26 protein-coding genes and 1 pseudogene are annotated in these 24,714 nt (G+C 59.5%); 10 read left to right on the forward strand and 17 right to left on the reverse strand.

What is annotated here, in order from left to right; genetic code table 11:
- Window positions 1-13 precede the first annotated feature (13 nt).
- The 6 genes from SHIM_RS12500 to SHIM_RS12525 all read right to left on the reverse strand — a co-directional run bounded on the left by SHIM_RS12500 (window position 14) and on the right by SHIM_RS12525 (window position 5,922).
- The gene (locus SHIM_RS12500; RefSeq protein WP_054003010.1) at window positions 14-310 is read right to left on the reverse strand and encodes a 4a-hydroxytetrahydrobiopterin dehydratase; all 297 of its coding nucleotides are present in this window, start codon (window positions 308-310) and stop codon (window positions 14-16) included.
- On the reverse strand, window positions 307-1,494 hold the full coding sequence (locus SHIM_RS12505; RefSeq protein ID WP_054003011.1) for a GNAT family N-acetyltransferase: 1,188 nt from the start codon (window positions 1,492-1,494) through the stop codon (window positions 307-309). The genes SHIM_RS12500 and SHIM_RS12505 overlap by 4 nt, the downstream gene beginning before the upstream one ends.
- A 63-nt stretch (window positions 1,495-1,557) precedes the next feature.
- Entirely contained in the window at window positions 1,558-2,328 is a 771-nt protein-coding gene (locus tag SHIM_RS12510) for a glycerophosphodiester phosphodiesterase family protein (RefSeq protein ID WP_054003012.1), read from the reverse strand.
- 9 nt (window positions 2,329-2,337) lie between these two features.
- The gene (locus tag SHIM_RS12515; protein WP_054003013.1) at window positions 2,338-2,799 is read right to left on the reverse strand and encodes a RidA family protein; all 462 of its coding nucleotides are present in this window, start codon (window positions 2,797-2,799) and stop codon (window positions 2,338-2,340) included.
- A 76-nt stretch (window positions 2,800-2,875) separates the two neighbouring features.
- A complete protein-coding gene (locus tag SHIM_RS12520; protein WP_054003014.1) occupies window positions 2,876-4,192 on the reverse strand; it encodes an HlyD family type I secretion periplasmic adaptor subunit in 1,317 nt (438 codons plus the stop codon).
- Window positions 4,189-5,922, reverse strand: a complete 1,734-nt coding sequence (locus tag SHIM_RS12525; protein WP_054003015.1) for a type I secretion system permease/ATPase — start codon at window positions 5,920-5,922, stop codon at window positions 4,189-4,191. Before SHIM_RS12525 ends, SHIM_RS12520 begins: the two co-directional genes overlap by 4 nt.
- A 176-nt stretch (window positions 5,923-6,098) precedes the next feature.
- Here SHIM_RS12525 and SHIM_RS12530 point away from each other — a divergent pair, with 176 nt between their 5' ends.
- Entirely contained in the window at window positions 6,099-6,878 is a 780-nt protein-coding gene (locus SHIM_RS12530; protein ID WP_241488866.1) for an MlaA family lipoprotein, read from the forward strand.
- Window positions 6,865-7,467, forward strand: a complete 603-nt coding sequence (locus tag SHIM_RS12535) for an MlaC/ttg2D family ABC transporter substrate-binding protein (RefSeq protein WP_054003016.1) — start codon at window positions 6,865-6,867, stop codon at window positions 7,465-7,467. Before SHIM_RS12530 ends, SHIM_RS12535 begins: the two co-directional genes overlap by 14 nt.
- Window positions 7,468-7,583: 116 nt before the next feature.
- Here the strand turns inward: SHIM_RS12535 and SHIM_RS12540 are convergent, their stop codons facing one another.
- A complete protein-coding gene (locus tag SHIM_RS12540) occupies window positions 7,584-9,752 on the reverse strand; it encodes a transglycosylase domain-containing protein (RefSeq protein ID WP_054003017.1) in 2,169 nt (722 codons plus the stop codon).
- Window positions 9,753-10,010: 258 nt separating this feature from the next.
- Here SHIM_RS12540 and SHIM_RS12545 point away from each other — a divergent pair, with 258 nt between their 5' ends.
- Window positions 10,011-10,349, forward strand: a complete 339-nt coding sequence (locus SHIM_RS12545) for a P-II family nitrogen regulator (protein ID WP_054003188.1) — start codon at window positions 10,011-10,013, stop codon at window positions 10,347-10,349.
- A gap of 25 nt (window positions 10,350-10,374) precedes the next feature.
- Window positions 10,375-11,691 carry an ammonium transporter gene (amt, locus tag SHIM_RS12550; RefSeq protein WP_054003018.1) on the forward strand — a complete coding sequence of 439 codons (1,317 nt, stop codon included), beginning with the start codon at window positions 10,375-10,377 and terminating at the stop codon, window positions 11,689-11,691.
- Window positions 11,692-11,777: 86 nt separating this feature from the next.
- On the opposite strand, the gene SHIM_RS12555 is transcribed toward amt, so the two are convergent.
- Window positions 11,778-12,131, reverse strand: coding sequence for a DUF1992 domain-containing protein (locus tag SHIM_RS12555; RefSeq protein WP_206541365.1), 354 nt, complete (start codon window positions 12,129-12,131; stop codon window positions 11,778-11,780).
- Between the two features lie 176 nt (window positions 12,132-12,307).
- Between SHIM_RS12555 and hemP the strand changes: the two genes are divergently transcribed.
- From hemP to SHIM_RS12565, 3 genes are all read left to right on the forward strand, one after another.
- Window positions 12,308-12,466 (forward strand): hemin uptake protein HemP, encoded by a 159-nt coding sequence (gene hemP, locus SHIM_RS20010; RefSeq protein WP_082358387.1) that lies wholly within the window; start codon window positions 12,308-12,310, stop codon window positions 12,464-12,466.
- Window positions 12,467-12,531: 65 nt separating this feature from the next.
- Complete coding sequence (locus tag SHIM_RS12560) at window positions 12,532-12,939, forward strand: hypothetical protein (protein ID WP_152926542.1); 408 nt, start codon at window positions 12,532-12,534, stop codon at window positions 12,937-12,939.
- 186 nt (window positions 12,940-13,125) lie between these two features.
- Window positions 13,126-13,713, forward strand: coding sequence for a DUF3885 domain-containing protein (locus SHIM_RS12565; RefSeq protein ID WP_152926543.1), 588 nt, complete (start codon window positions 13,126-13,128; stop codon window positions 13,711-13,713).
- 103 nt (window positions 13,714-13,816) lie between these two features.
- Here the strand turns inward: SHIM_RS12565 and SHIM_RS12570 are convergent.
- The 3 genes and pseudogenes from SHIM_RS12570 to SHIM_RS12580 form a co-directional block, all read right to left on the reverse strand.
- Window positions 13,817-14,473: pseudogene (locus SHIM_RS12570) on the reverse strand (aminotransferase class I/II-fold pyridoxal phosphate-dependent enzyme); the annotation flags it as partial.
- 156 nt (window positions 14,474-14,629) lie between these two features.
- Window positions 14,630-15,802: a mandelate racemase/muconate lactonizing enzyme family protein gene (locus SHIM_RS12575; protein ID WP_054003022.1), complete on the reverse strand. Its 1,173-nt coding sequence runs from the start codon at window positions 15,800-15,802 to the stop codon at window positions 14,630-14,632.
- On the reverse strand, window positions 15,799-17,409 hold the full coding sequence (locus SHIM_RS12580; RefSeq protein WP_054003023.1) for a GMC family oxidoreductase: 1,611 nt from the start codon (window positions 17,407-17,409) through the stop codon (window positions 15,799-15,801). Before SHIM_RS12580 ends, SHIM_RS12575 begins: the two co-directional genes overlap by 4 nt.
- A 109-nt stretch (window positions 17,410-17,518) precedes the next feature.
- Between SHIM_RS12580 and SHIM_RS12585 the strand changes: the two genes are divergently transcribed.
- A complete protein-coding gene (locus tag SHIM_RS12585; protein ID WP_054003024.1) occupies window positions 17,519-18,403 on the forward strand; it encodes a LysR substrate-binding domain-containing protein in 885 nt (294 codons plus the stop codon).
- Window positions 18,404-18,593: 190 nt separating this feature from the next.
- Here the strand turns inward: SHIM_RS12585 and plsY are convergent, their stop codons facing one another.
- From plsY to SHIM_RS12615, 6 genes are all read right to left on the reverse strand, one after another.
- Window positions 18,594-19,202, reverse strand: a complete 609-nt coding sequence (gene plsY, locus SHIM_RS12590; RefSeq protein ID WP_054003025.1) for a glycerol-3-phosphate 1-O-acyltransferase PlsY — start codon at window positions 19,200-19,202, stop codon at window positions 18,594-18,596.
- The gene (gene pyrC / locus SHIM_RS12595) at window positions 19,203-20,480 is read right to left on the reverse strand and encodes a dihydroorotase (RefSeq protein ID WP_054003026.1); all 1,278 of its coding nucleotides are present in this window, start codon (window positions 20,478-20,480) and stop codon (window positions 19,203-19,205) included.
- 64 nt (window positions 20,481-20,544) lie between these two features.
- Window positions 20,545-20,997, reverse strand: coding sequence for a hypothetical protein (locus SHIM_RS12600; protein WP_241488867.1), 453 nt, complete (start codon window positions 20,995-20,997; stop codon window positions 20,545-20,547).
- Window positions 20,994-21,494 carry a hypothetical protein gene (locus SHIM_RS12605; RefSeq protein ID WP_054003027.1) on the reverse strand — a complete coding sequence of 167 codons (501 nt, stop codon included), beginning with the start codon at window positions 21,492-21,494 and terminating at the stop codon, window positions 20,994-20,996. The genes SHIM_RS12600 and SHIM_RS12605 overlap by 4 nt, the downstream gene beginning before the upstream one ends.
- Entirely contained in the window at window positions 21,491-22,054 is a 564-nt protein-coding gene (locus SHIM_RS12610; RefSeq protein WP_054003028.1) for a hypothetical protein, read from the reverse strand. Before SHIM_RS12610 ends, SHIM_RS12605 begins: the two co-directional genes overlap by 4 nt.
- A 109-nt stretch (window positions 22,055-22,163) precedes the next feature.
- The gene (locus tag SHIM_RS12615) at window positions 22,164-23,132 is read right to left on the reverse strand and encodes an aspartate carbamoyltransferase catalytic subunit (RefSeq protein ID WP_054003029.1); all 969 of its coding nucleotides are present in this window, start codon (window positions 23,130-23,132) and stop codon (window positions 22,164-22,166) included.
- 172 nt (window positions 23,133-23,304) lie between these two features.
- Between SHIM_RS12615 and SHIM_RS12620 the strand changes: the two genes are divergently transcribed.
- Complete coding sequence (locus SHIM_RS12620; RefSeq protein ID WP_054003030.1) at window positions 23,305-24,096, forward strand: uracil-DNA glycosylase; 792 nt, start codon at window positions 23,305-23,307, stop codon at window positions 24,094-24,096.
- Entirely contained in the window at window positions 24,093-24,710 is a 618-nt protein-coding gene (locus SHIM_RS12625) for a metallophosphoesterase family protein (RefSeq protein ID WP_342585517.1), read from the forward strand. Before SHIM_RS12620 ends, SHIM_RS12625 begins: the two co-directional genes overlap by 4 nt.
- Window positions 24,711-24,714 lie beyond the last annotated feature (4 nt).

Raw genomic sequence — 24,714 nt, forward strand, 5'->3', positions numbered from 1 at the left:
AAACGCGGACGACCTAGTTGACCAACCCGTCCATTTTGCGGGCCAGCTTGGCATCCAGCGCCGAAAGCCCGCCCACATCATGTGTGCTCAGCACCACGTCAACGCGGTTGTAGACGTTGAACCACTCCGGATGGTGGTTCCATTTTTCCGCCCACATCGCGGCCCGCGTCATCCAGCCAAACGCCTCCACAAAACTGCCAAACTTGAAAGTTTTGGTGATCGCGTCGCGACCCTCAACCATGTGCCAGCCGCTCTCAAACAGCGGCCCCAAGACGGCGTCCCGCGCCGCGTCGCTCAATACTTCGCTCATTCGTGGTCCTCCTGTGGTGCGTTGCGAAATGGCCCCCAGCCGGTCAACACCTCAATCTCTTCGCTGACAGCTGCCCGCTCCGCTTCCAGATAGTTGGCAATCGCCTCGCGAAACCCCGCGTCGCGTATCCAATGCAGCGAATGGGTCTCCACCGGCAAGTACCCCCGCGCCAGCTTGTGTTCGCCCTGCGCGCCCGCTTCCACGGTCTTCAACCCATTGGCAATCGCCCAATCAATCGCCTGATAGTAGCACAATTCGAAATGCACGCAGGCATGATGCTCCCCACAGCCCCAATACCGCCCATAAAGCGTCTCGCGTCCGATCATGTTCATGGCACCGGCCACAGGCACGCCATCGCGCATTGCAAAAACCATCAGAATGTCGTCGCGCAGGGTGTCATGCGCGATGTCAAAAAACGCCCGCGTCAAATAAGGCGAGCCCCATTTGCGCGCGCCGGTGTCCTGATAAAACTGCCACATCGCGTCCCAGTGTTGAGGCTCAATATCGCCGCCTGTGACAGCAATAATCTCACCACCAAACGCCTGTGCGGTGGCGCGCTCCTTGCGGATGTTCTTGCGTTTGCGCGAACTCAGTGCCGCCAGAAAATCATCAAAACTGCCGTAGCCGTCATTCACCCAATGAAACTGCTGCCCTGTTCGGTGCAACAAGCCCATTTCGCGGCCCGCCGCCGCCTCTGCGTCGCTGCAAAAGGTGATATGCGCGCCCGATACCTCATTGTCCGACGCCACTTGCACCATGCCTTGCACCAAGGCTGCTTGTCCCGCAGCCTCAAATCCCGGACGCGTCAGAAACCGCCGTCCTGTTACGGGTGAAAACGGCACTGCCACCTGTAATTTCGGATAATACCGCCCGCCGGCATTTTCATAGGCATGCGCCCAGTTGTGATCGAATACATATTCGCCCTGACTGTGCGACTTGGCATAAAGCGGCGCCACCGCAATCATATGCCCGTCAGATTTGGCCGTCAGGTATCGCGGTTGCCAGCCCGTGCCCGGCCCCACCGATCCGCTCTCTTCAAGTGCGCTTAGAAACCGATGTGTGGTGAATGGATCATTCGCGCGCTCACCGTCTTCGGCTTCCGGACAGGCGCAAGCGTCCCACACTTCACGCGGGATCGACGCCAGCGACATGTGCAATTCGATTTCGATCTGTCCGCCGTCCATTTGCGCCTCCTTGCTCTGATACTATCTGGCAAGTTTTACGCCGGCTGCAAGCACATGGATCGCTCAGACGTCGGGAAATGCCGCGAGGTAGCCCTCAAAGGTCACGTTTTCCGCAACCTGCCGCGCAATGGCGTCCTGCTCGGCCGACCGGATCGTCCAGGTGAACACATGCGCGCCCGCCGCCTTAAGCTCCGCCACCCGTGGCCGCTTCAGGTCGCTGGCCTGATGGCTGATGAACGACGCGCCCACGCGGTCGTACTCCGCAATCTGGCGCAACTCATCGCGCACTGCTGGCTTAAGCAGTTGCCAATCCTGCGCAGAATAGCCATCCGTCACTATCCCGCGCGGCACATCCGGTGCCAATTCCGCCAGTTTCGCGACGCTGTGCGGATTGAACGACATAAAGGCCAAAGGCCCGTCGTAGCGTGCCACATCACGCGCCGCCGCCTCTTCCAGCGCGCCGATGTTTGGCCCCATCACACCGTCCTGATCCTTGATCTCGACCAACACAGGCACCCGCCCCGCCACCAGCGCCAGCACCTCGGCGAATGTGGGGATGCCTTCATCTCCGCCCTTAAGCGGGATCCCGGCCAACTCTGCCGCGGTGCGCTGCTGAACAGCGCCCTTGGCCTCGGCCAACCGCTCAAGCTGATAGTCATGAAATACTATTGCCACGCCGTCGCGGGACAATTGCAGATCTATTTCAATGCCATAGCCATGGTCAATAGCCGCGCGGATCGCCGCGCGGCTGTTTTCCGGACGCCCGTCAGTGACATCGTGCAAGGCCCGATGCGCCAATGGCGTCGTGACAAAACGAGGGTCCAATTTGGGCATAGCGCCCCCTTATTTGATCTGGAAGATGCCTTCGATCTCGACAGCAACACCCAAAGGCAGTGCTCCGGCGGATACAGCAGACCGCGAATGACGGCCCTTTTCGCCCAGCGCTTCGACAAGGAAATCAGACGCGCCGTTGATGACTTTGGGCTGCTCGGTGTAATCGCCGGTCGAGTTCACGAACCCGGTCAGCTTGACCACCCGCACCAAACGGTCCAGATCGCCGCCACAGGCAGCTTTTACTGCAGCGAGAAGGCCAATGGCGCATGTTTTGGCGGCTGCGGCACCTGCGTCGGTCTCAAGGTCGCGACCGAGTTTGCCGAGGATCAAACCATCGGCATTCTGTGAAATCTGACCAGAGATATAGACGATGTCACCGACCTGAACGAACGGCACATAGTTGGCGGCAGGTGCCGCCACATCAGGCAGGCTCACACCCAGTTCTGCAAGACGTGTTTCAATAGCACTCATGATTTAGCTCCCATCACGGTTGTCGCGGCGACGCTAATCCGCCACGACCCGTTTTAAAAGTGCAAATCCACCACGTTTAATTCTCGCGGAAGGCCTTCACGAAATAGTCCGACAACGGCTTGATCAAATACGCCAGCGGTGTGCGGTCCTGCGTGCGCAAATAGGCGTCCACCGGCATGCCCGGGATCAGCGCGACATCTGTGGGCAGTTTGGTTTCCTCGCCCTCCGCCAACTCAATCTCGGTGCGGTAAAACGACATGCCCGTCGCCTCATCCTGAAACGCATCCGCCGAAATCTGCGTCACCCGCCCGATCAACTCGGGTGTGGTGCGCTGGTCAAACGCCGAAAAGCGCAAGGTCACGTCCTGGCCGGGATAAACCTGATCGACGTGGATTGTCGGCACTTGTGTCGCGATCACCAGCGGCCGGTCCTGTGGCACCACGAACAGCACTGGATCAGCTGGCCGGATTACAGATTGCAACGCAAACACCTGCAGACCATAGACCACGCCTGCCACCGGAGACCGTATCTCAAGCCGGTCCAATCGGGACAAGATACTTAAGCGCTTCTCGATCAACTCCAACTCGCTAAATCGCAGATCCCGCAGTGTGGTGATCGCTTCTTCGCGCCGCGCCGTCGTCAGCTTTAGCTTTTCAATGTCGATCTCGGTGATGCGCCCTTCGGCTTGCGCGCGGTTCGCAGTCAACTCGCCCACGCGCCCCGCAAGGCCCGCTTCTTCGCGTTGCAATCCCAAGACCCGCGCCGCCTGCGCCAACCCTTTGTCCAAAAGTTGCTGTTGATCCGCCAATTCCTGCTGAATGAGGGTCAATTGCACGCCCATCGCCTGAATCTGTGCATTGATTCCTTCAATCTGGTTTCCGATCTGCACAACCTGTTTGTTCAGTTGCTCGTTGGCTTGCTTCAACGTATCGCGACGCGCGTGAAACAGGTTGCGCTGGCCGCCGACGATCCCGGCCACATCGCCGTCCTCTGCCGCCGCCTTCAGAAGATCCAGCTCAAAGGCAATCTCTTCCAACCCGTCACGTTCCGCCTCAAGCCGACCGCGACGCGCCATCATCTCCCACAATTGGCCTTCCACCACCGTACGTTCGGACTCCAGCAACGAGTCGTCCAAGCGGATCAACAGCTGTCCCGCCTCTACGATGTCGCCCTCATCAACTTTGATTTCGGTGACAATGCCACCGTCAATGTGTTGCACCACCTGACGGTTGCGGTCCACCTCGACCCGGCCCGATGCGATGATGGCGCCGGAAATCTCGGTCATCACGGACCATGTCCCAAATCCGCCCAACAACACCGCCAGCGCGAGGATGCCAAAGATCAAAGGTCCGCGCACACCAAATTGGTTCCGCGACTTATCCGCGTTGCTCATTGCACGCCCCCCGGACCGGCCCCGCCCTGCACATCCTGATAATTTTTCAACACGTCTTTCATCACTTCGTCCCGTGGGCCAAACGCCCGCCGCCCGCCATTCTCCAGCATCAGCAACAGATCGCATTCTTTGATCGCAGCCGGCCGGTGCGCCATAATCAGCACAGACCGCCCTTCCGCTTTCGCAGCCCTGATCGCATTGTTCAGCGCATTAGAGCCTTCGTTGTCGAGGTTGGAGTTCGGCTCATCAAGCACCATAAACACCGGATCGCCATACATCGCCCGCGCCAACCCGATCCGTTGGATCTGTCCACCAGACAGGCGCCCGCCATGTGCGGCCACTTGCGTGTCATAGCCGTTCGGCAGCTTCAGGATCATCTCGTGCGCATCCGCTTTGCGCGCAGCAGCAACAACCATCTCAGGGTCCGGCGCTTCGGCCAACCGCGCAATGTTTTCCGCGATTGTCCCGTCAAAAAGCTCAACCCGCTGCGGCAAATATCCGATGTATTTGCCCAGATCATTGGGGTCGTATTGCTCCAATGCGGCCCCATCCAGTCGCACTTTGCCACCGGCAGGACGCCACACACCGGTCAAGGCCCGTGCCAAGGTTGATTTCCCTGCACCTGACGGCCCAATCACGCCAACAGCCTGACCGGGCTTCAATTCAAAACTCACCATGCGCAATGTGGCTTGCGACTCTCCGGGCGGCAGCACCGTCAACTGCTGCACTTCAAGCCGTGCGTCCGGCACCGGCAACTTGGTGCGCTGCGGCTCGGGTGGCACTTCACTCAGCAACGCCGCGAGGTTCGTCCACCCACGGCGCGCGGCCTGCACAACTTGCCATTGGTTCACCGCTTGCTCCACCGGCGCCAAAGCGCGACCCAACAGAATTGAACCTGCAATCATCGCCCCTGGGCTGACTTCGCCCTTAAGCGCCAGATAGGCCCCAAGCCCCAACATCGCCGACTGCAGGAACAGCCGGAATGTCTTGGTCACCGACGAAAATCCGCCCCCGCGATCCGATGCGGCCAAGGTCGCCAACAACGACCGGTCGCGGGCTTTTTCCCACCTGCCGAACGCTGCCTCACGCATGCCCAGCGCACTGACCATTTCGGCTTCGCCCTGCATTTGCGACGACATCCGGTTGGCGTAATGGCCAGCTGTGGCCATCTCCGCCGACAAACGGCGGGTTGAGAACTGGTTGATCACCGTCACCACAATCAACACACCACCCCCGACAATCGCCAAAGCGCCCAGCCAAGGGTGAAAAAGTGCGATGCCCACCAAAAAGACCGGCGTCCACGGCAAGTCAAAAACACTCATCAAAACCGGAGACGTCATCAAGCGTTGCACCGATTCCAGATCCGACAACCCGGTTTCCGCCCGCTGCGACGTACCCAGCGCTGACCGGCGCATCGCCGCGTCAAACACCCGGCGGTCCATCCGCGCCTGAAACCGCGCCCCAACGCGTGCCATCACACGCCCACGCGCAAAATCCAGAATACCCATCATGGCAAACAGGAACGTCGCCAAAAGGGCCATCGCAAACAGCGTCTCTTCGGACTGACTGCCCAACACGCGGTCATAAACCTGCAACATAAAAAGCGGTCCGGTCAGCATCAGCAAGTTCACAAAGACGCTGAACAATCCCACGGCCCAATACAGCGTCCGGCTTTCCGCCCGCGCGCTGCGCAATTCTTCCAATCCGTTGTGGGGGGATCTGGCGTTCATCAATCAATCCTGCGTCTTCTTGCTTTGGCCTGCCACAAAACTATGGCAATCATACCCGAAGGGGCCTTACTGTTTCTAATTGGCCACAGGCGCTACAGAATCTCTGCGCACCATTTTGGTCCATGATTTGTTCGACTAAATGTCCTTGAAGTGTTTACTAATTGAGAAATTATACGGTGTCATCTCGTCTAAAGATCACGCGCAACGCGATTTTACGACCCGCCATACTGTGCGCGGCCCTTTTGGTCACGGCCTGTGGCTCTGCCAACAAGGTCGATCGAGGACTGGTTTATGACCCCTATGAGGGCAACAACCGCGCTGCCCACGGCTTCAACAAAGGCGTAGACAGAATCCTGCTGTCGCCCGCGTCCAACGGATACGGCACCGTCGTTCCCCAAGAGATCCGTGACCGCGTCACAGACTTCAGCGATCACTTGTCGTTGCCCAATGACGTTATCAATAATGCTCTGCAAGGTGACTTGCCCGCCGCTGGCAACAGCGCCGCGCGCTTTGTGATGAATACGGTGCTTGGCTTTGGCGGCTTCGTGGATGTGGCCTCGCTGTTTGGTATGAAACGCCACGACTCCGATTTTGGTGAAACTCTGCACGTCTGGGGCGCCGGCGAAGGCGCATATGTCGAACTGCCGTTCCTCGGCCCGTCCACCACACGCGACTCTGTGGGCCTGATGGTGGACATTGTCATGGATCCTTTCTTTGTCGTCCTGCGTGACCCGCAACGCTACATTGGCCCTGCCGCCTATGTCGTGAACGCCATGGGCAACCGCTACGACTACAGCGACACGGTTGACTCAATCCTCTATGACAGCGCCGACAGCTATGCGCAGGCCCGTATCATCTATTTGCAAAATCGCCGCTTCGAGCTTGGGATAGACACCACATCCGAAGGCGGCGAAGCTGGCTTTGACCCTTACGAGGACCCGTATGACGATTTCTAAGGTTACCCGCAGACGCTTTTTTCTGACTTCCACCGCTGCCTTTGCCGCTCTGGCTGTACCGGCTTTTGCGCTGACGGATGCTCAGGCCAGATCACTGATCGATCGCGCTGTCGCTGACATCAACAAGGTCATCGCGTCGGGCAAATCTCTGAACGTAATGATCCGCGATTTCGAAAAGGTATTCGCCAAATACGCCGACGTGAACGTCATCGCCCGCAGCGCGCTTGGCCCGGATGCCCGCGGCTTGTCCAGCAGCCAGACCCGCGCCTATACCAAAGCATTCCAAGGCTACATCGCGCGCAAATACGGCAAGCGGTTTAACGAATTTGTTGGCGGCCAGATCGAGGTGCAAGGTGTGCGCAAGGTCAAGAGCTTCCACGAGGTCAAAGCCCTCGCCCGCCTGCGCGGCCAATCGCCGTTTGAGGTCAACTTTCTAGTGTCCGACCGCTCCGGCAGCAGCAAGTTTTTTGACATGATCATCGAAGGCATCTCGCTGCGCCTGTCGGAAAAATCCGAAATCGGCGCAATGCTCGACAAGAATCGCGGCGACATCAACGGGCTGATCGCGGACCTCAAAAAGGCCGGATAGGCAGAGCGTAAGGCGCCCATTATCAGCGCCTTTTCTGGCCAGGTATCTTTGGCATATCCCGTCCACTTCCGCGCAAAGACCGGCAACAAAGAACATCGCCGACGCCGAGCTTCGCCTTAGCGACCGCCAAAAATGTCCTTCAAAATCCCGTTCACAACGCCTTCCAGCCCATTTTGCTGACGACGCTGACCGGCGCGTGCTTTCGGCGCTTGGGGCTTTGGCACAAAGGCTGGCAAGGGTCGCGGCTCGATCCCCTCATGCACGCGCGTCATGGTTTCCCGCCAGATCTCCGCCGGAAGACCGCCACCCGTCACCCCAGTGAGCGGCGTGTTGTCGTCATAGCCCATCCAGACGCCCGCGACATATTCATTGGTAAAGCCGATGAACCAAGCGTCGCGCGCAGCCTGTGTTGTGCCGGTCTTTCCGGCCACCTGCCAGCCGTCAATCTTGGCCCGTCCACCGGTGCCTTCACTGACGACTTTCTCCATCATCCACACCAACTCGCGCGCCGCCGCGCCCGAGATCACCCGCTCGCCAATACCGCCACCCGTGCCCATCAGCGGATCTTCATCCCCCATCAGGCGCAATTCAACCAACCCATAGGGCGTCACCGACGACCCACCGTTCAGAATACCGGCGTACGCACCCGCCATCTCAAGCACACTGCTTTCCGATGCACCCAACGCCAGTGCCGGTCCCGCTGCGAGATCACTTTCGATGCCAAACATATTGGCCACGGTGCGCACGTTTTCACGTCCTGCTTGTTCGGACACTTTCACCGCCGGAATGTTCAGCGAATTCATCAGCGCGAAGGACAGCGTCACGTCACCATAATACTTGCCGGTATAATTCTTCGGACACCATTCGCCCGATCCCGGAATGGTCTGGCAATAGGGCTCATCAACGACGCGGTCGTCATAGTGCCCGCCCAGATCAAGTGCCGTGGCATAGACAAACGGCTTGAACGCACTGCCGGTCTGCCGTTTTGCCTGCACCGCGCGATTGAAGGCACCGCTGACTTTGGTTTGACGCCCGCCAACCATTGCGCGCACCGCGCCATCCGCGCTCATGACCACAATCGCTGCCTGCGCCTTGGACCCTTCGCGCACTTTGTTCTCAAACACCCACGCCAGCCCGTCTTCGGCGGCCTGCTGAATGCGCCCGTCAAAAGTGGTCTTCAAAATCACATCTTCTGTGGTGTTGCGGGTGAAAAACTCGGGGCCCGTCGACATCACCCAATCCGCAAAATACCCGCCCGCGTTTTCCGCAGCGGCCACGGACAAAGTCGCCGGATTGGTCTGCCAACGGGCGGTCTCCTCATCCGTCAGATACCCCTGCTCGTTCATCAGGCGCAGCACGGTCGCCGCGCGATCCTGAGAGCGCGACAAATTGGCCGTAGGCGCCAATGACGACGGCTTGGTCAAAAGCCCCGCCAACATTGCCGCCTCGGCAGGCGTTGCGTTGGCCGCCGGCTTACCGAAATAGCGCTGCGTCGCCGCTTCCGCCCCATAGGCTCCACCGCCCATATAGGCGCGGTTCAGATAAACAGACAGGATTTCGTTCTTGGTATATTTGGTTTCCATCGCCATCGCATAGACGGCCTCTTTCACCTTGCGCCACAGCGATCCCTGACGACAGTCCTGCACATAGGCCGCTTCGCTCTCCCAGTCTTCGGCTTTGTAAGGTTCACCCAAACACAAAAGCTTGGCGGTCTGCTGCGTAATGGTAGAGCCGCCATGACCCGACAATGGCCCGCGGCCTTCTTTCAGGTTGATGCGCACAGCGCTCGCGACACCGCGCGGGCTCACCCCGAAATGCCAATAAAACCGCCTGTCCTCGGTCGCCACCACCGCGTTTTTCAAATGTTCCGACACGGTTTCTGCGGTCACCGCACCGCCAAATTGGTCTCCGCGCCAGGCGAACACTCTGTCGTCGCGATCCAACAATGTCACCGACCCGCGTGCGCGTCCATCCAACAGCTCGTCCACGTCAGGCAATTGCAGATAGACAAATCCAATGGCCAAGCCGACCACAAGGCCAACCACCAGACCAATGCGCCACGTAAATGCCCAGGTCACCCGCCAGATCCAACCGAAAATGCCCAGAAAAAACGCAACAATTGGATTGCGCTTCTTGGCCGGACGCTTCGGAGCCGCGCGCCGCTTGCGCGCTGTCTTCTTTGGCGTGGCCTTGCTCGTACGTTTGGTCGCGCTTTTTTTCGTCGTGGCTTTGCCAAAACGCTTCTCCGCCACCAAAGGCGGTTTCTTCCGACGTGAATCACTCATCAAGTAGCCCTGCTCGCCACGATATTTTTGCTCAGTCTAGCGAAGTCCCACCCCGTTGTAGAGCCAAAGGCAGCGCCAAAACCGTACACTATTCGATTAATTTTTAAGCGAAGCGCCTGTATCGCCTATTTTTTGAGCATATGCCGCCGTTTTTGGCGCCCAAATTCCAATCAAGCCTTCGTTTTCGGCAGCCCAGAGGTCTTTTCTGCGACTGCAAAGACGCGGAGGGACGCTCCGCTCACGACAAAGGGGAACAAGGTGAAACTGATTATTGCAACGATCAAGCCGTTCAAACTCGAGGAGGTCCGCGAGGCGCTGACCAACATCGGTGTACGCGGCATGATGGTCACCGAAATCAAGGGCTTCGGCTCTCAGTCGGGCCACACAGAAATCTATCGCGGCGCGGAATACGCTGTGAACTTCGTACCGAAGGTCAAACTCGAACTCGTGGTTGCAGCCAACATGGCCGACCAGGTTGTCGAAACCATCACAACAACCGCCCAAACCGGCAAAATCGGTGACGGCAAAATCTTTGTGCTCGACGTGCAGCAAGCCATTCGCGTGCGCACCGGCGAAACGGACGCAGACGCCATCTAAGGCGCCGCAAGGAAGGAATACGCTTATGAAAACCCTCACGAAACTGGTCCTGCCCGCCGCGCTGATCGCGCTGCCGAGCTTGGGCTTTGCACAAGAAGAAGCCGCTGTGCCGGACTTCAACGAAATCGGCCCCTACATCATGACAACCCTGTTGTTCCTGGTGGGTGGCTTCCTTGTGTTCTGGATGGCCGCAGGCTTCTCGATGCTCGAAGCAGGCCTCGTGCGCTCCAAGAACGTGACCATGCAGCTGACCAAAAACATGGCGCTCTTCTCCATCGCGGCCATCATGTACTGGCTGGTTGGTTTCAACCTGATGTACCCTGGCGACTTCAACGGCTTCTTCGCATTCAACTTCGTCCCCACAACGCTTGAGCCTGTTGGCCTTGGCGCTGCAGACGCTGCTCTGGATTACGCTTCCGTTGGCTCCGACTTCTTCTTCCAGCTGATGTTTGTTGCCGCAACCGCGTCCATCGTGTCCGGTGCTTTGGCAGAACGCATCAAACTGTGGCCCTTCCTGGCCTTCGTTGTTGTCCTGACAGGTATTCTCTACCCGATCTCCGGTTCCTGGCAGTGGGGCGGCGGCTGGTTGTCTGAACTCGGCTTCTCCGACTTCGCTGGCTCCACCATCGTACACTCCGTAGGCGGCTGGGCTGCTCTCGCTGGTGCCATCGTACTGGGCCCACGTATCGGCAAGTACAAAGACGGCCGCACCATTCCGATGCCTGGTTCCAACCTTGCGCTCGCCACTCTGGGTACGTTCATCCTGTGGCTCGGCTGGTTTGGCTTCAACGGCGGCTCGCAGCTGGCGATGGGCACCGTGGGTGACGTCACCGACGTATCGCGCATCTTCGCCAACACCAACATGGCCGCAGCAGCCGGCGCACTGGCCGCTCTGATCCTGACACAGCTTCTCTACAAAAAGCCTGACCTGACCATGATCCTGAACGGCGCACTGGCTGGCCTCGTGTCGATCACTGCAGAACCTCTCGCACCTTCCCTCTTCGGCTCGCTGCTGATCGGTGGTGTCGGTGGTGTCATCGTCGTGCTGACCGTGCCAATGCTCGACAAACTGAAAATCGACGATGTCGTCGGTGCCATCCCGGTTCACCTCTTTGCAGGCATCTGGGGCACCATCGCTGTTGCCTTCTCTGGCTCCGCCACCATCGGCGCGCAGCTGACAGGTATCGCAGCTTACGGTGTCTTCACCTTCGTAGCCTCGCTGGTTCTGTGGCTCATCCTCAAAGCAGTCGTGGGCATCCGCGTCAGCGAAGAGGACGAGATCAACGGTCTGGACGTCTCCGAACTGGGTATGGAAGCCTATCCTGACTTCACCAAAGGCTAAGCCTTGGCGACATAATCAAACAGAAAACCCCGGGCCATTTGGTCCGGGGTTTTTCTTTGGTCAAACCGACACCAAAAAGCCGAGGCTCATCCGTATTTCTGCATCGCTTCCAGCTCAAGGTGAAACCGCGTGTCCAGATCCGCAATCAACTGCATCTGCTCCTTGCGTTCTGTCGGCTCTGTCATGGTCCGCAACCGCGCCCGCGCCTGCGTCAGTTGCTGATTGATACACACGCCCAACGGCTTGGCGTTGGCTTCCTTCATCAGCTTATCAAGCACCGAATCCTGTGGGCTTCTCAGAAACGCCAGCGGCTCGCCCGCGCCGGGCAAATCCTGAAACAAATCCGCCCGTTCTGCTGCCTGCAATGCCATCTCAATGGCGGGGTTCATCACATGTGCCATCTCTTCGTCCAATCTATTGCCTGTAATGCTCTGCCCCACAGATAGGGTGCGCCAGTTGAACTTGCCGCGTCGCCGCTTTCAATTGGCGGAAATTCGCCAAACCTTGACGGGAAATCTTGGGGCTTGATAATTCCGACTATTTCAGTCAGATTAATTTGAGCAGCCACCCGACCACGCGGGAAGCCACGAATTCAACCCGCAACCCCGAGGCTTCCATGACCTTTCAATTCAGCGATTCATCTTCGATCACCTCCACGCCCGTGCACGATGCCGATCTTCTGACCGGCACCAACGGACTGGCCCACATCCGCTTGAACGACCAGCTTTACACCCTGCGCATCACCCGCGCGGGCAAGCTGATCCTCACCAAATGAGCCGCCCCCGCAATCCCGGCGCACGCCGCGTAGGCTGGCTGGCCGACCTCCCCGCCGCAGAGCGCATGGCCGTACGGTGCCTTCGCGCCATCGGCCGCGATGCCGCCTACGACACGCAACTGACCGCCGACTTGGCCCTCGCACTTGGCCCCGCCCGCGGCCACAGCACCAAAGCGGTGCTCAACGAACTGATGCAGGTCGCGCAATACTACGGCCGCCGCCCGCTGTGCCGCCATGCCGACACCTGCGATTGCCTCGGCGCGGATGAAGCCGTGTTTGCCGCCCTCGTGGGCTATGCCGTGAATGGCGCGCAAGAGGACGCGGCGCTCATGGCATCCTTGCTGGTGCGCCCCGACATGGCGCAATGTTTCGCGGGGCTGGCCACTGAATTCGGCCTCGCCATGGACGCCATGACCCGCACCGCCGCGCCCTTCGTGCCACAAACCCATCGTGCGCAGATGGTGGTGCACTGAGCGTCCACCTCAGACAGCACCGCGCCCGAACCGAGGGGGGGAAGCAAAGCGCCCACCCCGTTGGGGCGGTTCGGGCGCTGCCAAAGCAAGGCTTTGGCAATAGGGGAACACTGGATTGTTCTGGCCACATTGATTGTCGGGTATGCGGACGTTGCTGCCGTTCGGCAGAATAGCTATTCGTATGGCATGATAGCGAACGAATCCGGTGTACAGCCAAATGATTTTTCCAAAGTATGGCGGCGATCCTTTGGAGTTAGCCCGCCGCTAGGGCATGTGCTGAGACATGAACATTCCAATGTTTGGACGAGATTTCATGCCTTGCCTGAGTCCAAACGATATGCGGAAAGTGACGAAGATAACGGCACGATTGTCGAACGAGCGAATATACTTGCAACGGAGTGCTTTGGTGAGCAGGCGACCATCTGGATCGCTGCCGGTTACCTCTCGGATTTTGCCTTAGAAAAAGACGATCTTCCTGTTCGCATGAATATGTCGAAAGCACTGGTCTGGATAGACCCGGACGAAGAGTTGGAAGACCAATCTGAGATGTCATTTTATGTGTCTCGGCTTGAATGGGAGCGAAGCTCTTTGGACAGACTTTTTCTGGAAATAGCTGAAGACCAAGAGCGAGCAATTCTATTCTCTGAAGATACTCAAACTGTGCTTGCCCCATATGATGGAGGCTTTGACATAATCAGCTTCGAACCAGAAAAAATTGTTCAACTCGAGAAAAACTACCGCATGTGGATGTCGAGTAGATCAGACAAGTTGTAGGTAGGTATGGGCTCTTAACCGACCTTCGCCGCGTTTACCTACCCAAACAAAAAAACGCCCCGCTGTTCCCAGAGAGGCGCCTCCATATTCCTCGCAACCCCAATCAGACGCCAGCGTCGATGATCGCCTGTGCCAGCGTCGGGATGGTGTCTTTGTTCAAACCCGCGATGTTCATGCGGCTGTCGCCCACCATGTAAATCGCATTGTCCACGCGCATTTTCTCCACCAGATCCGGTGTCGTGCCCAGCAAGCTGAACATGCCGCGGTGTTGCGCCAAAAAGCCAAATCGGTCCGACCCGCTCAAGCGCTGCAATTCGTCCGCCAACTGCTGGCGCAAGGCCAACATGCCCAGACGGGTTTACTCCAGCTCGGCCATCCAATCGGCCTTCAGTTCGGGATCGGTCAGGATCTTGGTCACTACCCGCGCGCCGTGATCGGGTGGAAACGAGAAGTTCTGGCGGTTCAGGTGGTTCAGGTTGCCCTGCGTCACCGGCGTGTCCGCCGCGTCTTTGCTGATGGCCATCAACAGACCAGTACGCTCACGATAGATACCAAAGTTCTTGGAACACGACGCCGCGATCAGCAACTCAGGCACTTGTGACGCCACCAAACGGGTCGGCGCGGCGTCTTCTTCCAGACCATCGCCAAAGCCCTGATAGGCAATGTCGATCATCGGAAAACAGGCTTTGTCGAGGATCAGGTCAATCACCGACTGCCACTGTGTCAGGTTCAGGTTCGCACCCGTCGGGTTGTGACAGCAGCAAAATCGGCAAAAGTTTCACCGGTGCCCGCAGCAAAGCTCTCCATGCGGTTTTTGCTTTCTGCCGCAACCCACACCCCACCTATGAAATGGCCGCGCGGCAGTCTGGCAGGGCGCCGGTTTCAAATTAGCTTGAAATCATCCGCTCGGACGTCGTCATGCGTGCTCGCTGCATTTGTAGGTGGACGTGGCCAGCCATTCCGGGCATATTTCGGCGCCCCACCCTGGGGCATCGGTCACAACTGCCTGGCCGTCAGTAATGGTGAAGGGATCGTTCCGGAACAATTCGCGCTGCCACGGGTAGTAATCGTCGCCCTCGATCGAGAATTCCAGATAGCGGCCCGGATTGGGCACCGCTCGCAGGAGGTGCATGGTGAACAGCGTGACCAGCGATAGGTTGGCTGCATGCGGTGTGCAGGGCAGGTCGGCGACGTGGCCCATGCGGGCCACCTCCATGCCGCGCACCATACCACCCAGGTAAAGAATGTCGGGCTGGATGATGTCCACCGCGCGCATCGCGACAATGCGCTTCCACTGCTGCAGGTCCCAGTCCTGCTCGCCGCCCGCCACGTTAATCGACAGCTCCCGGGTGACCTCGGCGGTCTGCTCCAGTTCCCAATACGGGCAAGGTTCCTCGAAGTGTTCGTAGCCGTTGGCCTCAAGCATCCGCCCGACCTCCACCGCGCGGACCGGGCCAAAGCCGGAATTGCCATCCACCAGCAGCGCCGCGTCCGGGCCCATGGCCTTGCGAATTGCGGGAATGATCGCCTCGGTGCGGCCTTCCCATTCGTCCCGGTCCTGGCCGCATTCCGCGCCAACGCGCACCTTGAAGGCATCAAAGCCGAAATCGTCACGCAGTCGCTGCAGCCGTGCCGCTTCGTCCTCGGGCGTGATGTCACGCCGCATCGAGGACGCATAGGCCCGCAACGGCCCTGCCGAACCGCCCAGCAGTTCGGCTACGGGCTTTCCCGCAGCCTTGCCGCGCCAGTCCCAGACTGCAGTGTCCAGACCCGCCATGGCCCTGCGCAGATAGGTGCCGGGGAACTTGTGCTCCCGCAGCGGGATTTCGGCGATCACGTCCTCCAGCGCGTCCATGCCGCGCCCCAGCGCCCAGGGCGCCACCTGCCGGTGCAGGATCTCGCAGGTCAGGTCGCTGCTGTACGTAGAAACTTGCCCCCAGCCCATGGTGCCGTCCTCGGCAGTAACCCGAACAAATCCGACCAATGGCGTGCAGAATGTCTCGATCCGCGCTATCCGCGACCCGGTGTCGTCATTGCCGCGAATGTCGGAAACCGGCACTGCGCCGGACATTGAATAAGGCGTGCTCATGCGTCCTCCAGAATGAGATCAGCGGCGCGGTGCGCCAGCATCATGGTCGGGGCATTGGTGTTGCCCGAGGTTAAATTGGGAAAGACCGAGGCATCGGCAACCCGAAGCCCCTGCAGCCCATGCACCTTCAGGCGCGGACAGACCACTGAGTCCCGCGCGTCCTGCCCCATCCGGCAGGTGCCGACCGGGTGAAATACGGTGCCGCAGCGCTCGCGGAAATCCGACAGAATCCGGTCGTCATCCATTCGACGCAGATCCGGATCCATCGCCGATTCCACCAGCCCATCCAAAGCCGCAGTACTCATCAGCCGCTGGCACATGCGCCCGCCTGCCACGATCTGTGCGTGGTCCTCTTCGGTGGCCAGAGAATTGGGACGGATGCGGGGCGGGGCGGCCGGATCGGCGGAGCTGATGTCGATACGGCCGCGACTGGTAGGACGGGTTGGCTGGAAGCCGATGATGAAGCCTGGAAACGGGTCGGGCTGCACCACCGTGCGCTTGCCGTTCGGCGTGGTGGTATAGGTCACCGGATTGAAATACAGCTGCTGGTCGGGCTGGGCTTGATCTGGGCCGGAGCGGAAATAGCCGCCGCACTGGTTCACCGACAGAGCCAACGGCCCACGCTGGGTCAGCGCGTATTGCAGTGCTGCGCGGAGCTTGCCAAAGAACGGGCGCAGCATATTATTCAGCGTCGGTTCGGTTGCGCGGAAATAATAGTTGATGCCCAGATGGTCCTGAAGGTTTCCGCCCACCTGCGGAACATCCAATAGCGGCGTGATGCCGTGGGATTTCAGCAGGTCCGCCGGACCGATACCCGAAAGCTGCAGCAACCGCGGCGAAGTTACGGCGCCCGACGACACTATGATTTCGCGGCCCGCGCGCAGAGTTCGCTTTTTCCCATCCCTCACCACTTGAACGGCTACAGCGCGCGTGCCTTCAAAGATGACCCGCTCGGCCTGCACCCCGGTCATCAGTGTGACGTTGGCCCTCTTGAGCGCGGGCTTCAGGAAGGCCCGCGCCGAGTGCATCCGGCGGCCGTCGCTGGTGTTGATCTGGTAAGCCGCCGCACCCTCACTGTCGCGGCCGTTGATATTCTTGGTGCGCGGCAGCCCGAGTGCCTCGGCCGCAGCAAAGAAGTGCCGGTTCACCGGGTGGAGCTGGTCCGACACATCCTGCACATGCAATGGTCCACTGCCCTGACGCCCGCCATTGATATCGAGCCGGGTTTCCATCGCTTCATAGGTCCGGTGTACCGTTTCCCAGTCCCAGCCCGTCGCCCCCGCCGCTGTCCAGTCATCGAAGTCCCGCGGCAGCCCACGCGCATAGACTAAGGCGTTGATCGCACCGGACCCGCCCACAACTTTACCGCGCGGCCAGTAGCCGACGCGCCCGGCCAGCGCAGTCTCCGGCTCCGTCTGGTACTTCCAGTTCACTTTTGGGTCGAAAAAGGTCTTGCCATAGCCAAGCGGCAGCGTAATCCAAGGCGACCAGCCGCGTCCGCCGGCCTCAATCACCAGCACTTTGTGGCGCCCGGAAACACTCAACCGGTCAGCCAGAACGCAGCCGGCGGAGCCGGCGCCTACGATGATATAGTCAAAGTTTTCCACGGCGTTCCCTGCCAACTCTCAAAGTGTTTCTGGCACAAACAACTGGCGTGTTCTAAACAAATATTTTTTTGATACATACGTGGAAAAATTTGAAATGTAGGAACGCCACATGAACGACATACCTCCTTTACCTTGGCTGCGCGCATTTGAGGCAGCCTCACGAAACGGTAACTTTTCCAACGCCGGAGACGAACTCGGACTGACGCCTGCCGCTGTCAGCCATCAGGTACGGTCGCTCGAAGAGCATTTGGACTATCAGCTGTTTTCCCGCAAAAAACGGCCCATGGAACTGACCACAATGGGGGAGCTTTATCTGCCCTGGGTGATCAAAGCCTTCGAAACCCTTCGGCTGGGTACGCGAGATGTTTTTGGCACCAGGCACATGCGCCCGCTGAGGATCCGTTGCCTGCCGACATTTGCGCAGCTCTGGCTTTTGAAGCAGTTGCCTGATTTCCGGGCGCGATATCCGGAGATCAATATGCAATTGCATATGGGCACTTGGGCCAGCGCGATCCAATCAAGCCAACTTGATATCGAAATTCGATTCGGAAACGGGGATTGGCCAGGGCAGCGCGCAACGCTGCTGGGGCGTCCGCCCGTAGTCCCGGTCTGCCACCCAAGCCTGCAGCCCAGTGACGAAACGCTTGAGGCTTTGCGAGACTCACCTTTGATCGAGATCATCGGTGTGGCCGACAACTGGCACCAATTTTTCCGTCAAGAGAACTTGGCGCCGCCCAGGCAAATCCCTGCGCTCAATGTGGATCAAAGCATTGCCGCCTTGGAACTTGCCGCAAATGGGATGGGACATGCGCTGGTGTCAGAACTTTTCGCGCTTCCCTATCTGCAAGACGGGCGTCTGGTGCGCTCACTGCCTCTCGAGAAACACACCGATCAGGCGATCTATGTCACCTGCCCGGCGGGCCCGGTCAGCTATGGGTCTCAAATGTTTCTGGATTGGATAGTCGAGCGGTCTTCCCCGATGCGCCAAGTGTGACTGAACTCAGAACCAAGTTCATAGTGCTCCAGCAACAAACGGCAGCTTTTCACTGCTGCGGCAGGGCCAAAATCAAATCTGCAAACGGGTTTCCCGATCTTCGCCCGATCACCGGACATTGCACAGCGCGATTGTTGTGCATTCGGACGTTCGGCGCGGGTGTACTGGCATGTACGCGCCGTCGCGGGTATCAGCCCTTTTGCCCTATCTTTGGCTCAGTGCCCGCGCGCATTCGGCGGATGTTGTCGCGGTGGCGCCAGAAGACGATGAGAGTCAGAACAACACCAAGCAAGAACGCGGTGTCGTGGCCCAGAACCACCATCCAGATCGTGGACATGCCAGCCGCAAACAGAGCCGCGAAAGACGAGATGCGCGACACGGCAGCACCCAGCAGCCATGACAGGCAGCAAGCGAGGCCGACAGGCCATGCCAGCGCCAGCATCAGGCCAAGGAAAGTGGCGACGCCCTTGCCGCCCTTGAACTTGAGCCAGACCGGATAACAATGGCCGATGAAAGCCAGAAGACCGGCAATCTGTGCTGCGTCTTCGCCAACCATCGCGCGGGCCAATAGCACGGCGACCGCGCCTTTGCCGCCATCCAGAAGCAGCGTCAGAGCAGCCGCCTTTTTGGAGCCGGTACGCAAGACGTTTGTGGCGCCGATATTGCCCGAGCCGATGTCGCGCAGATTGCCCAGCCCCATGACGCGCGCAAGAACCATGCCAAAGGGGATCGACCCCATCAGATAGCCGAGCACCGCCCAAAGCAGCAGGACGGCGGGGGTCGATTCTATGACGGGCATTTAGTCTCTCCGGTAGACGGCCTTTCCGGCCACATAAGTGGCGAGCACCTTACCCTGCATCTTGGCGCCGTCAAACGGGGTGTTCTTGGATTTGGACTGCAATTTAAAGCGATCCAGTATGAACGGTGCGTCAGGGTCAAACAAAACGAAATCCGCAGGCGCGTCTTGTTCGATGCGACCCGAAGTGAGGCCGAGGCGGTTGGCTGGGTTGAGCGCCATCGCCTTAAAGAGTTGCGGCAGGGTCAGATCGCCGTTCTGATAAAGCTGCATCGCGGCAGGAAGCAGGGTTTCCAGCGCAACTGCACCAGAGGCGGCTTCCTCAAACGGCAGGCGTTTGGATTCTTCGTCCTGCGGTGTGTGCATCGAGCAGATGATGTCGATCAGGCCGGATTTCACCGCCTCAACAAGCGCAAGCCGGTCAGTTTCGGCGCGCAGGGGCGGTTTGATTTTGAAAAACGTGCGGTAATCCGCAACGTCCAGCTCGTTCAGCGTCAAGTGGTGGATCGATGTCCCTGCGGTGACGTCAAAGCCGTTCTTCTTGGCGCGTTCCAGTGCGGGCAAGGCGCGGGCGGCGGTGATCTGGTCAGCGTGGTATTTCACGCCGGTCATTTCGACCAATGCCAGATCGCGGTCCAACCCCATGCGCTCGGCCATAGGCGACACGGCAGGCAGGCCGCGCAAGGCGGCGAATTTTGACGCGTTGGCAGCCGCCCCTTTGGACAGGCCCGGATCTTGTGGGTGGCTCATGACCAGTGCGCCGTTGGCGCGGGCATAGGTCATGGCGCGGCTGAGCACTTTGTTGTTGGTCACAACGTGGTCGCAATCGGTGAAGGCAATCGCACCGGCATCCATGAGAAAGCCGATCTCGGTCATCTCTTTGCCTTCGCGACCCTTGGTCAGCGCGGCCATTGGCACGACGTTGACGGGCGCGGCTTCGTTGGCGCGGCGCTCAACAAATTCCAGCACTTCGGGCGTGTCGATGGCGGGCAGCGTGTCGGGGCGGGTAACCATTGTGGTGACACCGCCAGCGGCAGCGGCGAGTCCAGCGGTCTTGTAGCTTTCTTTGTGGCGCTCGCCCGGCTCGCAAACTTTCACGCCGATGTCGACGATGCCCGGCGCGAGGCATTTGCCGCCGCAATCGATGGTCTTGTCTGCGGTTTCAGATGGTGTGCCGTTGCCGAAAGCGGCAATTGCGCCATCTCGCACAAGCACCCAGCCGGGGGCGTCACTGTCGCGGGCGGGATCAATCAGGCGGGCGTTGGTGAAGAGTGTGGTCATTGGAGCTCTCCTTGTAAGGCGCGGGGGTGATGAAAAATTGGGGACAGGGCCGAGGTCGGTCGGATCATCGAGAGCCTCCGGCTTTGGCAGATTGGATGGCGGCGATGGTCGCGGCGGGGTCGGCCTGAAACTTGATCAGGTGCTTGTCGCCTGAGTGGGTCACGATCTGCACGACACTGCCCATTGTGTTGAGTTGGTCAATGGACGTGAGGGCGATGTCACGCTCGGCAGGGCCAAGCACGCGTTCTGTGGTGAGATCCCAGCGCGTCGCCATTTCTTCGCTCATCATATAAGCGGTGCGCACGCCAATGGCGGCGAGGCCACCGACGCCGCCGGTCCAGACATGGGGGTTGCCCATCGCCCAGAGCGCGATCATGCCAAAGGCCATTGCGCCAGCGGCCAGCCATGCGGATGCGCGGATATAGGTCATGCGGTCAGCGGTGAAGCTTTGCGTAACGGTTTCACCGTCGGCCAAGTTCGTGCTTGGGACCATGCGGGCGGTGTTTTTGGTGCTCATGTTTTGGCCTCCGAAGCCTTGTAAGCGGTCACGGCGGCGTTGATTTTCTGGGCCACGTCGCGGCGGTCTCGCAGGTAGGGCATCATCATGGCGCCGTGTGGTTGAAGGCGCAGGCGCACGGACCACCACATCCAGCTTTTGGCTGTGTCGCAGTCGGCGAGGGACATGGTCGCGGGTTCGGCTTCGTCCGAAAGGTTCACAAACAGGATGCGCCAGTTGGTCAGCACCCAATGGTCGTCGCGTCGCTGGCGCCATTCGAAAACATCGTCAAACACAAACGCATAAAAGACGGCCCCAAGCAAAAGGCTGATCGGCCAAGCAAGCAGTCCGCGAAACTCGGTAAACGACACAAGGATCGGGTTGACGCAGGCCGCAGTCAGGATCGACACAAAAGCCAATTTACGCAGGAAGACGGATAAGGCGGGGCGCCAGAGCGCAATCAAATGCTCGTCGGGGTGCAGGCGGATGTCGTCGGGCAACTTGGGGATTTGGCTCATGGGGCATCCCCCCACAGAAAGAGCAGACCCAGTGCCAAAGCGGCGGCTGGCAGAGCGAGGATAGCCAGAAGCACGGTTTTATAAGGATTGGCGGGGCGGGCTTTTGTTTTGGGCGGCGTCAGCGGCGCGCCTTTGGAGGCAGCAGAGGGCAAGGGCTCGTAGCGAGCCCGCGCGTTTTCTTCTTTGTAGGTGCCAAGCCAGCGCAACGGCTGGCGCGGCGACAGGGTTTGTTCGGTGCGGCTGAAGGCGAAAGACAGCACAACCAACACCCAGCCGCGCTGTGCCGAGAGGCGGTTGCCATCCTCGCGCACGTCCTGTTCGGAGATGCCGAGGCCCTGCACCATGTAGCCGGGCAGGCCGAGGCCCTCGAGGTCGCGCACGTTGAACAGTTCGATGTAGTCTTCGTCCAGTTCATAGGCCCCAAGCGCAGTAAGCAGCGGCCAGTCAATCACGTCGCCGTCTGCGTCACACACGGTGTCGCGAAATGCGTCGATGCTTTCGGACGGCAGGTCAACGGCAAAGAGCCGCACCAGACCGTGTTCTGAAGCAGAGACGCGCATGCGATCAGCTCCCGATCCAGATAAAAAGGCCGACGAAGATAAACATGGCAATGAGCGCCACGGTTGCGACGCGGCCGCTCATTTTTGGGTCCTTGGGATCGTCCACCTGTTACACCTCAACCGGCTGGTTGGCGGCGGCTTCGGCGCGGCGCGCACGCAGGTTTTGCGCCAGCAGATCCATCGCGGCGGCGCGCACAGCGACGCCCATTTCGACCTGCTCCTGAATGACGGAACGGGTTGGGTGATCGGCGATTTCGCTGTCGATCTCGACGCCGCGGTTCATCGGACCGGGGTGCATGATGATGGCGTCATCTTTGGCGTGGGACAGCTTGGCGGCATCAAGGCCATAGCGGTGATAGTATTCGCGCTCGGACGGAATGAAACCGCCGTCCATGCGTTCTTTCTGGATGCGCAGCATCATGACAACGTCGACATCCTTGAGGCCTTCTTCCATGTCCTCATAGATTTCCGCGCCAAATTCGGAAAAGCTGGACGGCACCAGTGTGGGCGGGCCGATCAGGCGCACGCGGTTTTCCATTTTTCCAAGCAGGATCAGGTTGGAACGCGCCACGCGGGAGTGGGCGATGTCGCCGCAGATTGCGATGTTGAGGCGGTGAATGCGGCCTTTGGCGCGGCGGATGGTCAGCGCGTCCAGGAGGGCCTGTGTCGGGTGCTCGTGGCGGCCGTCGCCCGCGTTGAGCACCGCGCAGTTCACCTTTTGCGCCAGAAGATCGACAGCGCCGGAGTGCGGGTGGCGCACGACCAGAAGATCCGGGTGCATGGCGTTGAGCGTGGTGGCGGTGTCGATCAGGGTTTCGCCCTTTTTTATCGAGCTGGCCTGCATTGCCATGTTCATGACATCCGCGCCAAGACGTTTGCCTGCGATCTCAAAGCTCGCCTGCGTGCGTGTGGAATTCTCGAAGAACATGTTGATCTGGGTCATACCCGCGAGCACATCGGAATGCTTGTGCGTGGTACGGGCTTGGTCGGCGTATTTGTCGGCCAAGTCGAGAATCGTGGTAATTTCGTCGGGCCGCAGGGGCTCGATCCCCAGAAGATGGTTGTGGCCAAAGGTCATTGGGGCTCTCCTTCTGTCTCGATCGGGACGCTTATATGTAGCCCATATAGGGCGGGCAAGCGTGGCTTTTATGGCCTGAGACAATCCAGCCATTATTTTTTGGCAAATCGGCGATGAATTGCCGGTATTTCGTGGTCTTTCACCGGCTTGGCTGAGCGGGTAGGGTTCGGGCATGGAATCGGCACTGGATTATTTCGCGGCAGAAGCGCTTTTGACCTGGCAAGTGGAGCTGGGCGCAACAGAAGCGATTCTGGACACGCCCGTCGATCGCTATGAAACCCCCAAGCAAGCGCCTAAAGCGACCGTTGCTACACCTGCCTCTGTGGCGGAACCTGCGGCCGCCAAGCCGGTCGAGGTGGACGCTGTTGCCGAGGCCAAAAAGGCAGCGCAGGGTGTTTCCGATCTGGATGGATTGCAGGATGCATTGGCGGCGTTTGAGTTGTGCGAGCTGAAACGGGGGGCGCGCAATCTGGTGTTTGCGGATGGCAACCCTGCCGCGCGGGTGATGATCATCGGCGATGCGCCAGGGCGGGATGAAGACCGAGAAGGCAAGCCGTTTGTCGGTGCTGCCGGGACCCTGTTGGACCGGATGTTTGGTGCGATCGACATGGGACGGGATGTACCGCTGTCTAAGGATGCGATTTACATCACCAATGTTTTGCCGTGGCGCCCGCCGCAGAATCGCGATCCCAAGCCTGCCGAAATCGCAATGCTGCGTCCGTTTGTGGAACGACACGTGGAGATCGTTGCGCCGGATGTGATCGTGCTGATGGGCAATGTCGCCGGTGAGGCCGTGCTGGGCAAACGTGGGATAACGCGGATGCGCGGCACTTGGCAGGAGGCGTTTGGCAAGCCGGTTTTGCCGATGTTGCACCCTGCCTATTTGTTGCGCCAGCCCCGTGCCAAGCGCGAGGCTTGGGCTGATTTGCTGAGTTTGAAGGCCAAACTGGAGGACACTGCGTGAGCAATCCCGTGAAGGTTTTGGCGTTTTCCGATCTGCACCGGGCGGCGCCAGCCGCGCGAAAACTGGTCGAGATGAGCCGCGACGCCGACTTGGTGATCGCGGCCGGGGATTTTACCAATCACCGCAAGGATCTGGCGGGCGCGATGGCGCTGCTGGAGGGTTTGAAAACGCCAGTGGTGATGGTGCCGGGCAACAACGAAAGCGAAGATGAGTTGCGCGCGGCGGCGCCTGAAGGTGCCGTTGTGCTGCATGGTCAGGGCGCCGAAGTGGCAGGTTTGCGTGTCTTTGGACTGGGCTATGCCGTTCCGGTTACGCCGTTCAAGGACTGGTCCTGTGATCTGACCGAGGCGCAGGGCGCTGAGATGTTGGCGGATTGCGGCGACGTGGACATGTTAATTTCCCACTCGCCACCCAAGGGCGTTGTCGATGTGACGTCACAGGGCATGTCGTTGGGCTCGACGGCGGTTCTGGACACGATCGAGCGCTTGCAGCCACCGTTGGTGGTGTGCGGACATATCCACGATTGTTGGCGGCAAAGCGCGATGGTTGGCAAAAGCCGCGTGGTGAACCTTGGGCCGGTTGGCACGTGGTTTGAGATTGAGCCAAAAGGATAAAACG

The organism is Shimia sp. SK013, from assembly GCF_001292625.1.
Taxonomy (GTDB): Bacteria; Pseudomonadota; Alphaproteobacteria; order Rhodobacterales; family Rhodobacteraceae; genus Shimia.

What these genes read in the sequence shown, in the direction of transcription:
- SHIM_RS12605 (WP_054003027.1), bottom strand. Translation starts at nt 21,494, where the DNA reads ATGAGCCAAATCCCCAAGTTGCCCGACGACATCCGCCTGCACCCCGAC.
- hemP (WP_082358387.1), top strand. Translation starts at nt 12,308, where the DNA reads ATGACCTTTCAATTCAGCGATTCATCTTCGATCACCTCCACGCCCGTG.
- plsY (WP_054003025.1), bottom strand. Translation starts at nt 19,202, where the DNA reads ATGCCCGTCATAGAATCGACCCCCGCCGTCCTGCTGCTTTGGGCGGTG.
- SHIM_RS12610 (WP_054003028.1), bottom strand. Translation starts at nt 22,054, where the DNA reads ATGCGCGTCTCTGCTTCAGAACACGGTCTGGTGCGGCTCTTTGCCGTT.
- SHIM_RS12525 (WP_054003015.1), bottom strand. Translation starts at nt 5,922, where the DNA reads ATGAACGCCAGATCCCCCCACAACGGATTGGAAGAATTGCGCAGCGCG.
- SHIM_RS12540 (WP_054003017.1), bottom strand. Translation starts at nt 9,752, where the DNA reads ATGAGTGATTCACGTCGGAAGAAACCGCCTTTGGTGGCGGAGAAGCGT.
- SHIM_RS12565 (WP_152926543.1), top strand. Translation starts at nt 13,126, where the DNA reads ATGATAGCGAACGAATCCGGTGTACAGCCAAATGATTTTTCCAAAGTA.
- amt (WP_054003018.1), top strand. Translation starts at nt 10,375, where the DNA reads ATGAAAACCCTCACGAAACTGGTCCTGCCCGCCGCGCTGATCGCGCTG.
- SHIM_RS12520 (WP_054003014.1), bottom strand. Translation starts at nt 4,192, where the DNA reads ATGAGCAACGCGGATAAGTCGCGGAACCAATTTGGTGTGCGCGGACCT.
- SHIM_RS12505 (WP_054003011.1), bottom strand. Translation starts at nt 1,494, where the DNA reads ATGGACGGCGGACAGATCGAAATCGAATTGCACATGTCGCTGGCGTCG.
- SHIM_RS12500 (WP_054003010.1), bottom strand. Translation starts at nt 310, where the DNA reads ATGAGCGAAGTATTGAGCGACGCGGCGCGGGACGCCGTCTTGGGGCCG.
- SHIM_RS12600 (WP_241488867.1), bottom strand. Translation starts at nt 20,997, where the DNA reads ATGAGCACCAAAAACACCGCCCGCATGGTCCCAAGCACGAACTTGGCC.
- SHIM_RS12585 (WP_054003024.1), top strand. Translation starts at nt 17,519, where the DNA reads ATGAACGACATACCTCCTTTACCTTGGCTGCGCGCATTTGAGGCAGCC.
- SHIM_RS12615 (WP_054003029.1), bottom strand. Translation starts at nt 23,132, where the DNA reads ATGACCTTTGGCCACAACCATCTTCTGGGGATCGAGCCCCTGCGGCCC.
- SHIM_RS12620 (WP_054003030.1), top strand. Translation starts at nt 23,305, where the DNA reads ATGGAATCGGCACTGGATTATTTCGCGGCAGAAGCGCTTTTGACCTGG.
- SHIM_RS12515 (WP_054003013.1), bottom strand. Translation starts at nt 2,799, where the DNA reads ATGAGTGCTATTGAAACACGTCTTGCAGAACTGGGTGTGAGCCTGCCT.
- SHIM_RS12510 (WP_054003012.1), bottom strand. Translation starts at nt 2,328, where the DNA reads ATGCCCAAATTGGACCCTCGTTTTGTCACGACGCCATTGGCGCATCGG.
- SHIM_RS12560 (WP_152926542.1), top strand. Translation starts at nt 12,532, where the DNA reads ATGGCCGTACGGTGCCTTCGCGCCATCGGCCGCGATGCCGCCTACGAC.
- SHIM_RS12535 (WP_054003016.1), top strand. Translation starts at nt 6,865, where the DNA reads ATGACGATTTCTAAGGTTACCCGCAGACGCTTTTTTCTGACTTCCACC.
- pyrC (WP_054003026.1), bottom strand. Translation starts at nt 20,480, where the DNA reads ATGACCACACTCTTCACCAACGCCCGCCTGATTGATCCCGCCCGCGAC.
- SHIM_RS12575 (WP_054003022.1), bottom strand. Translation starts at nt 15,802, where the DNA reads ATGAGCACGCCTTATTCAATGTCCGGCGCAGTGCCGGTTTCCGACATT.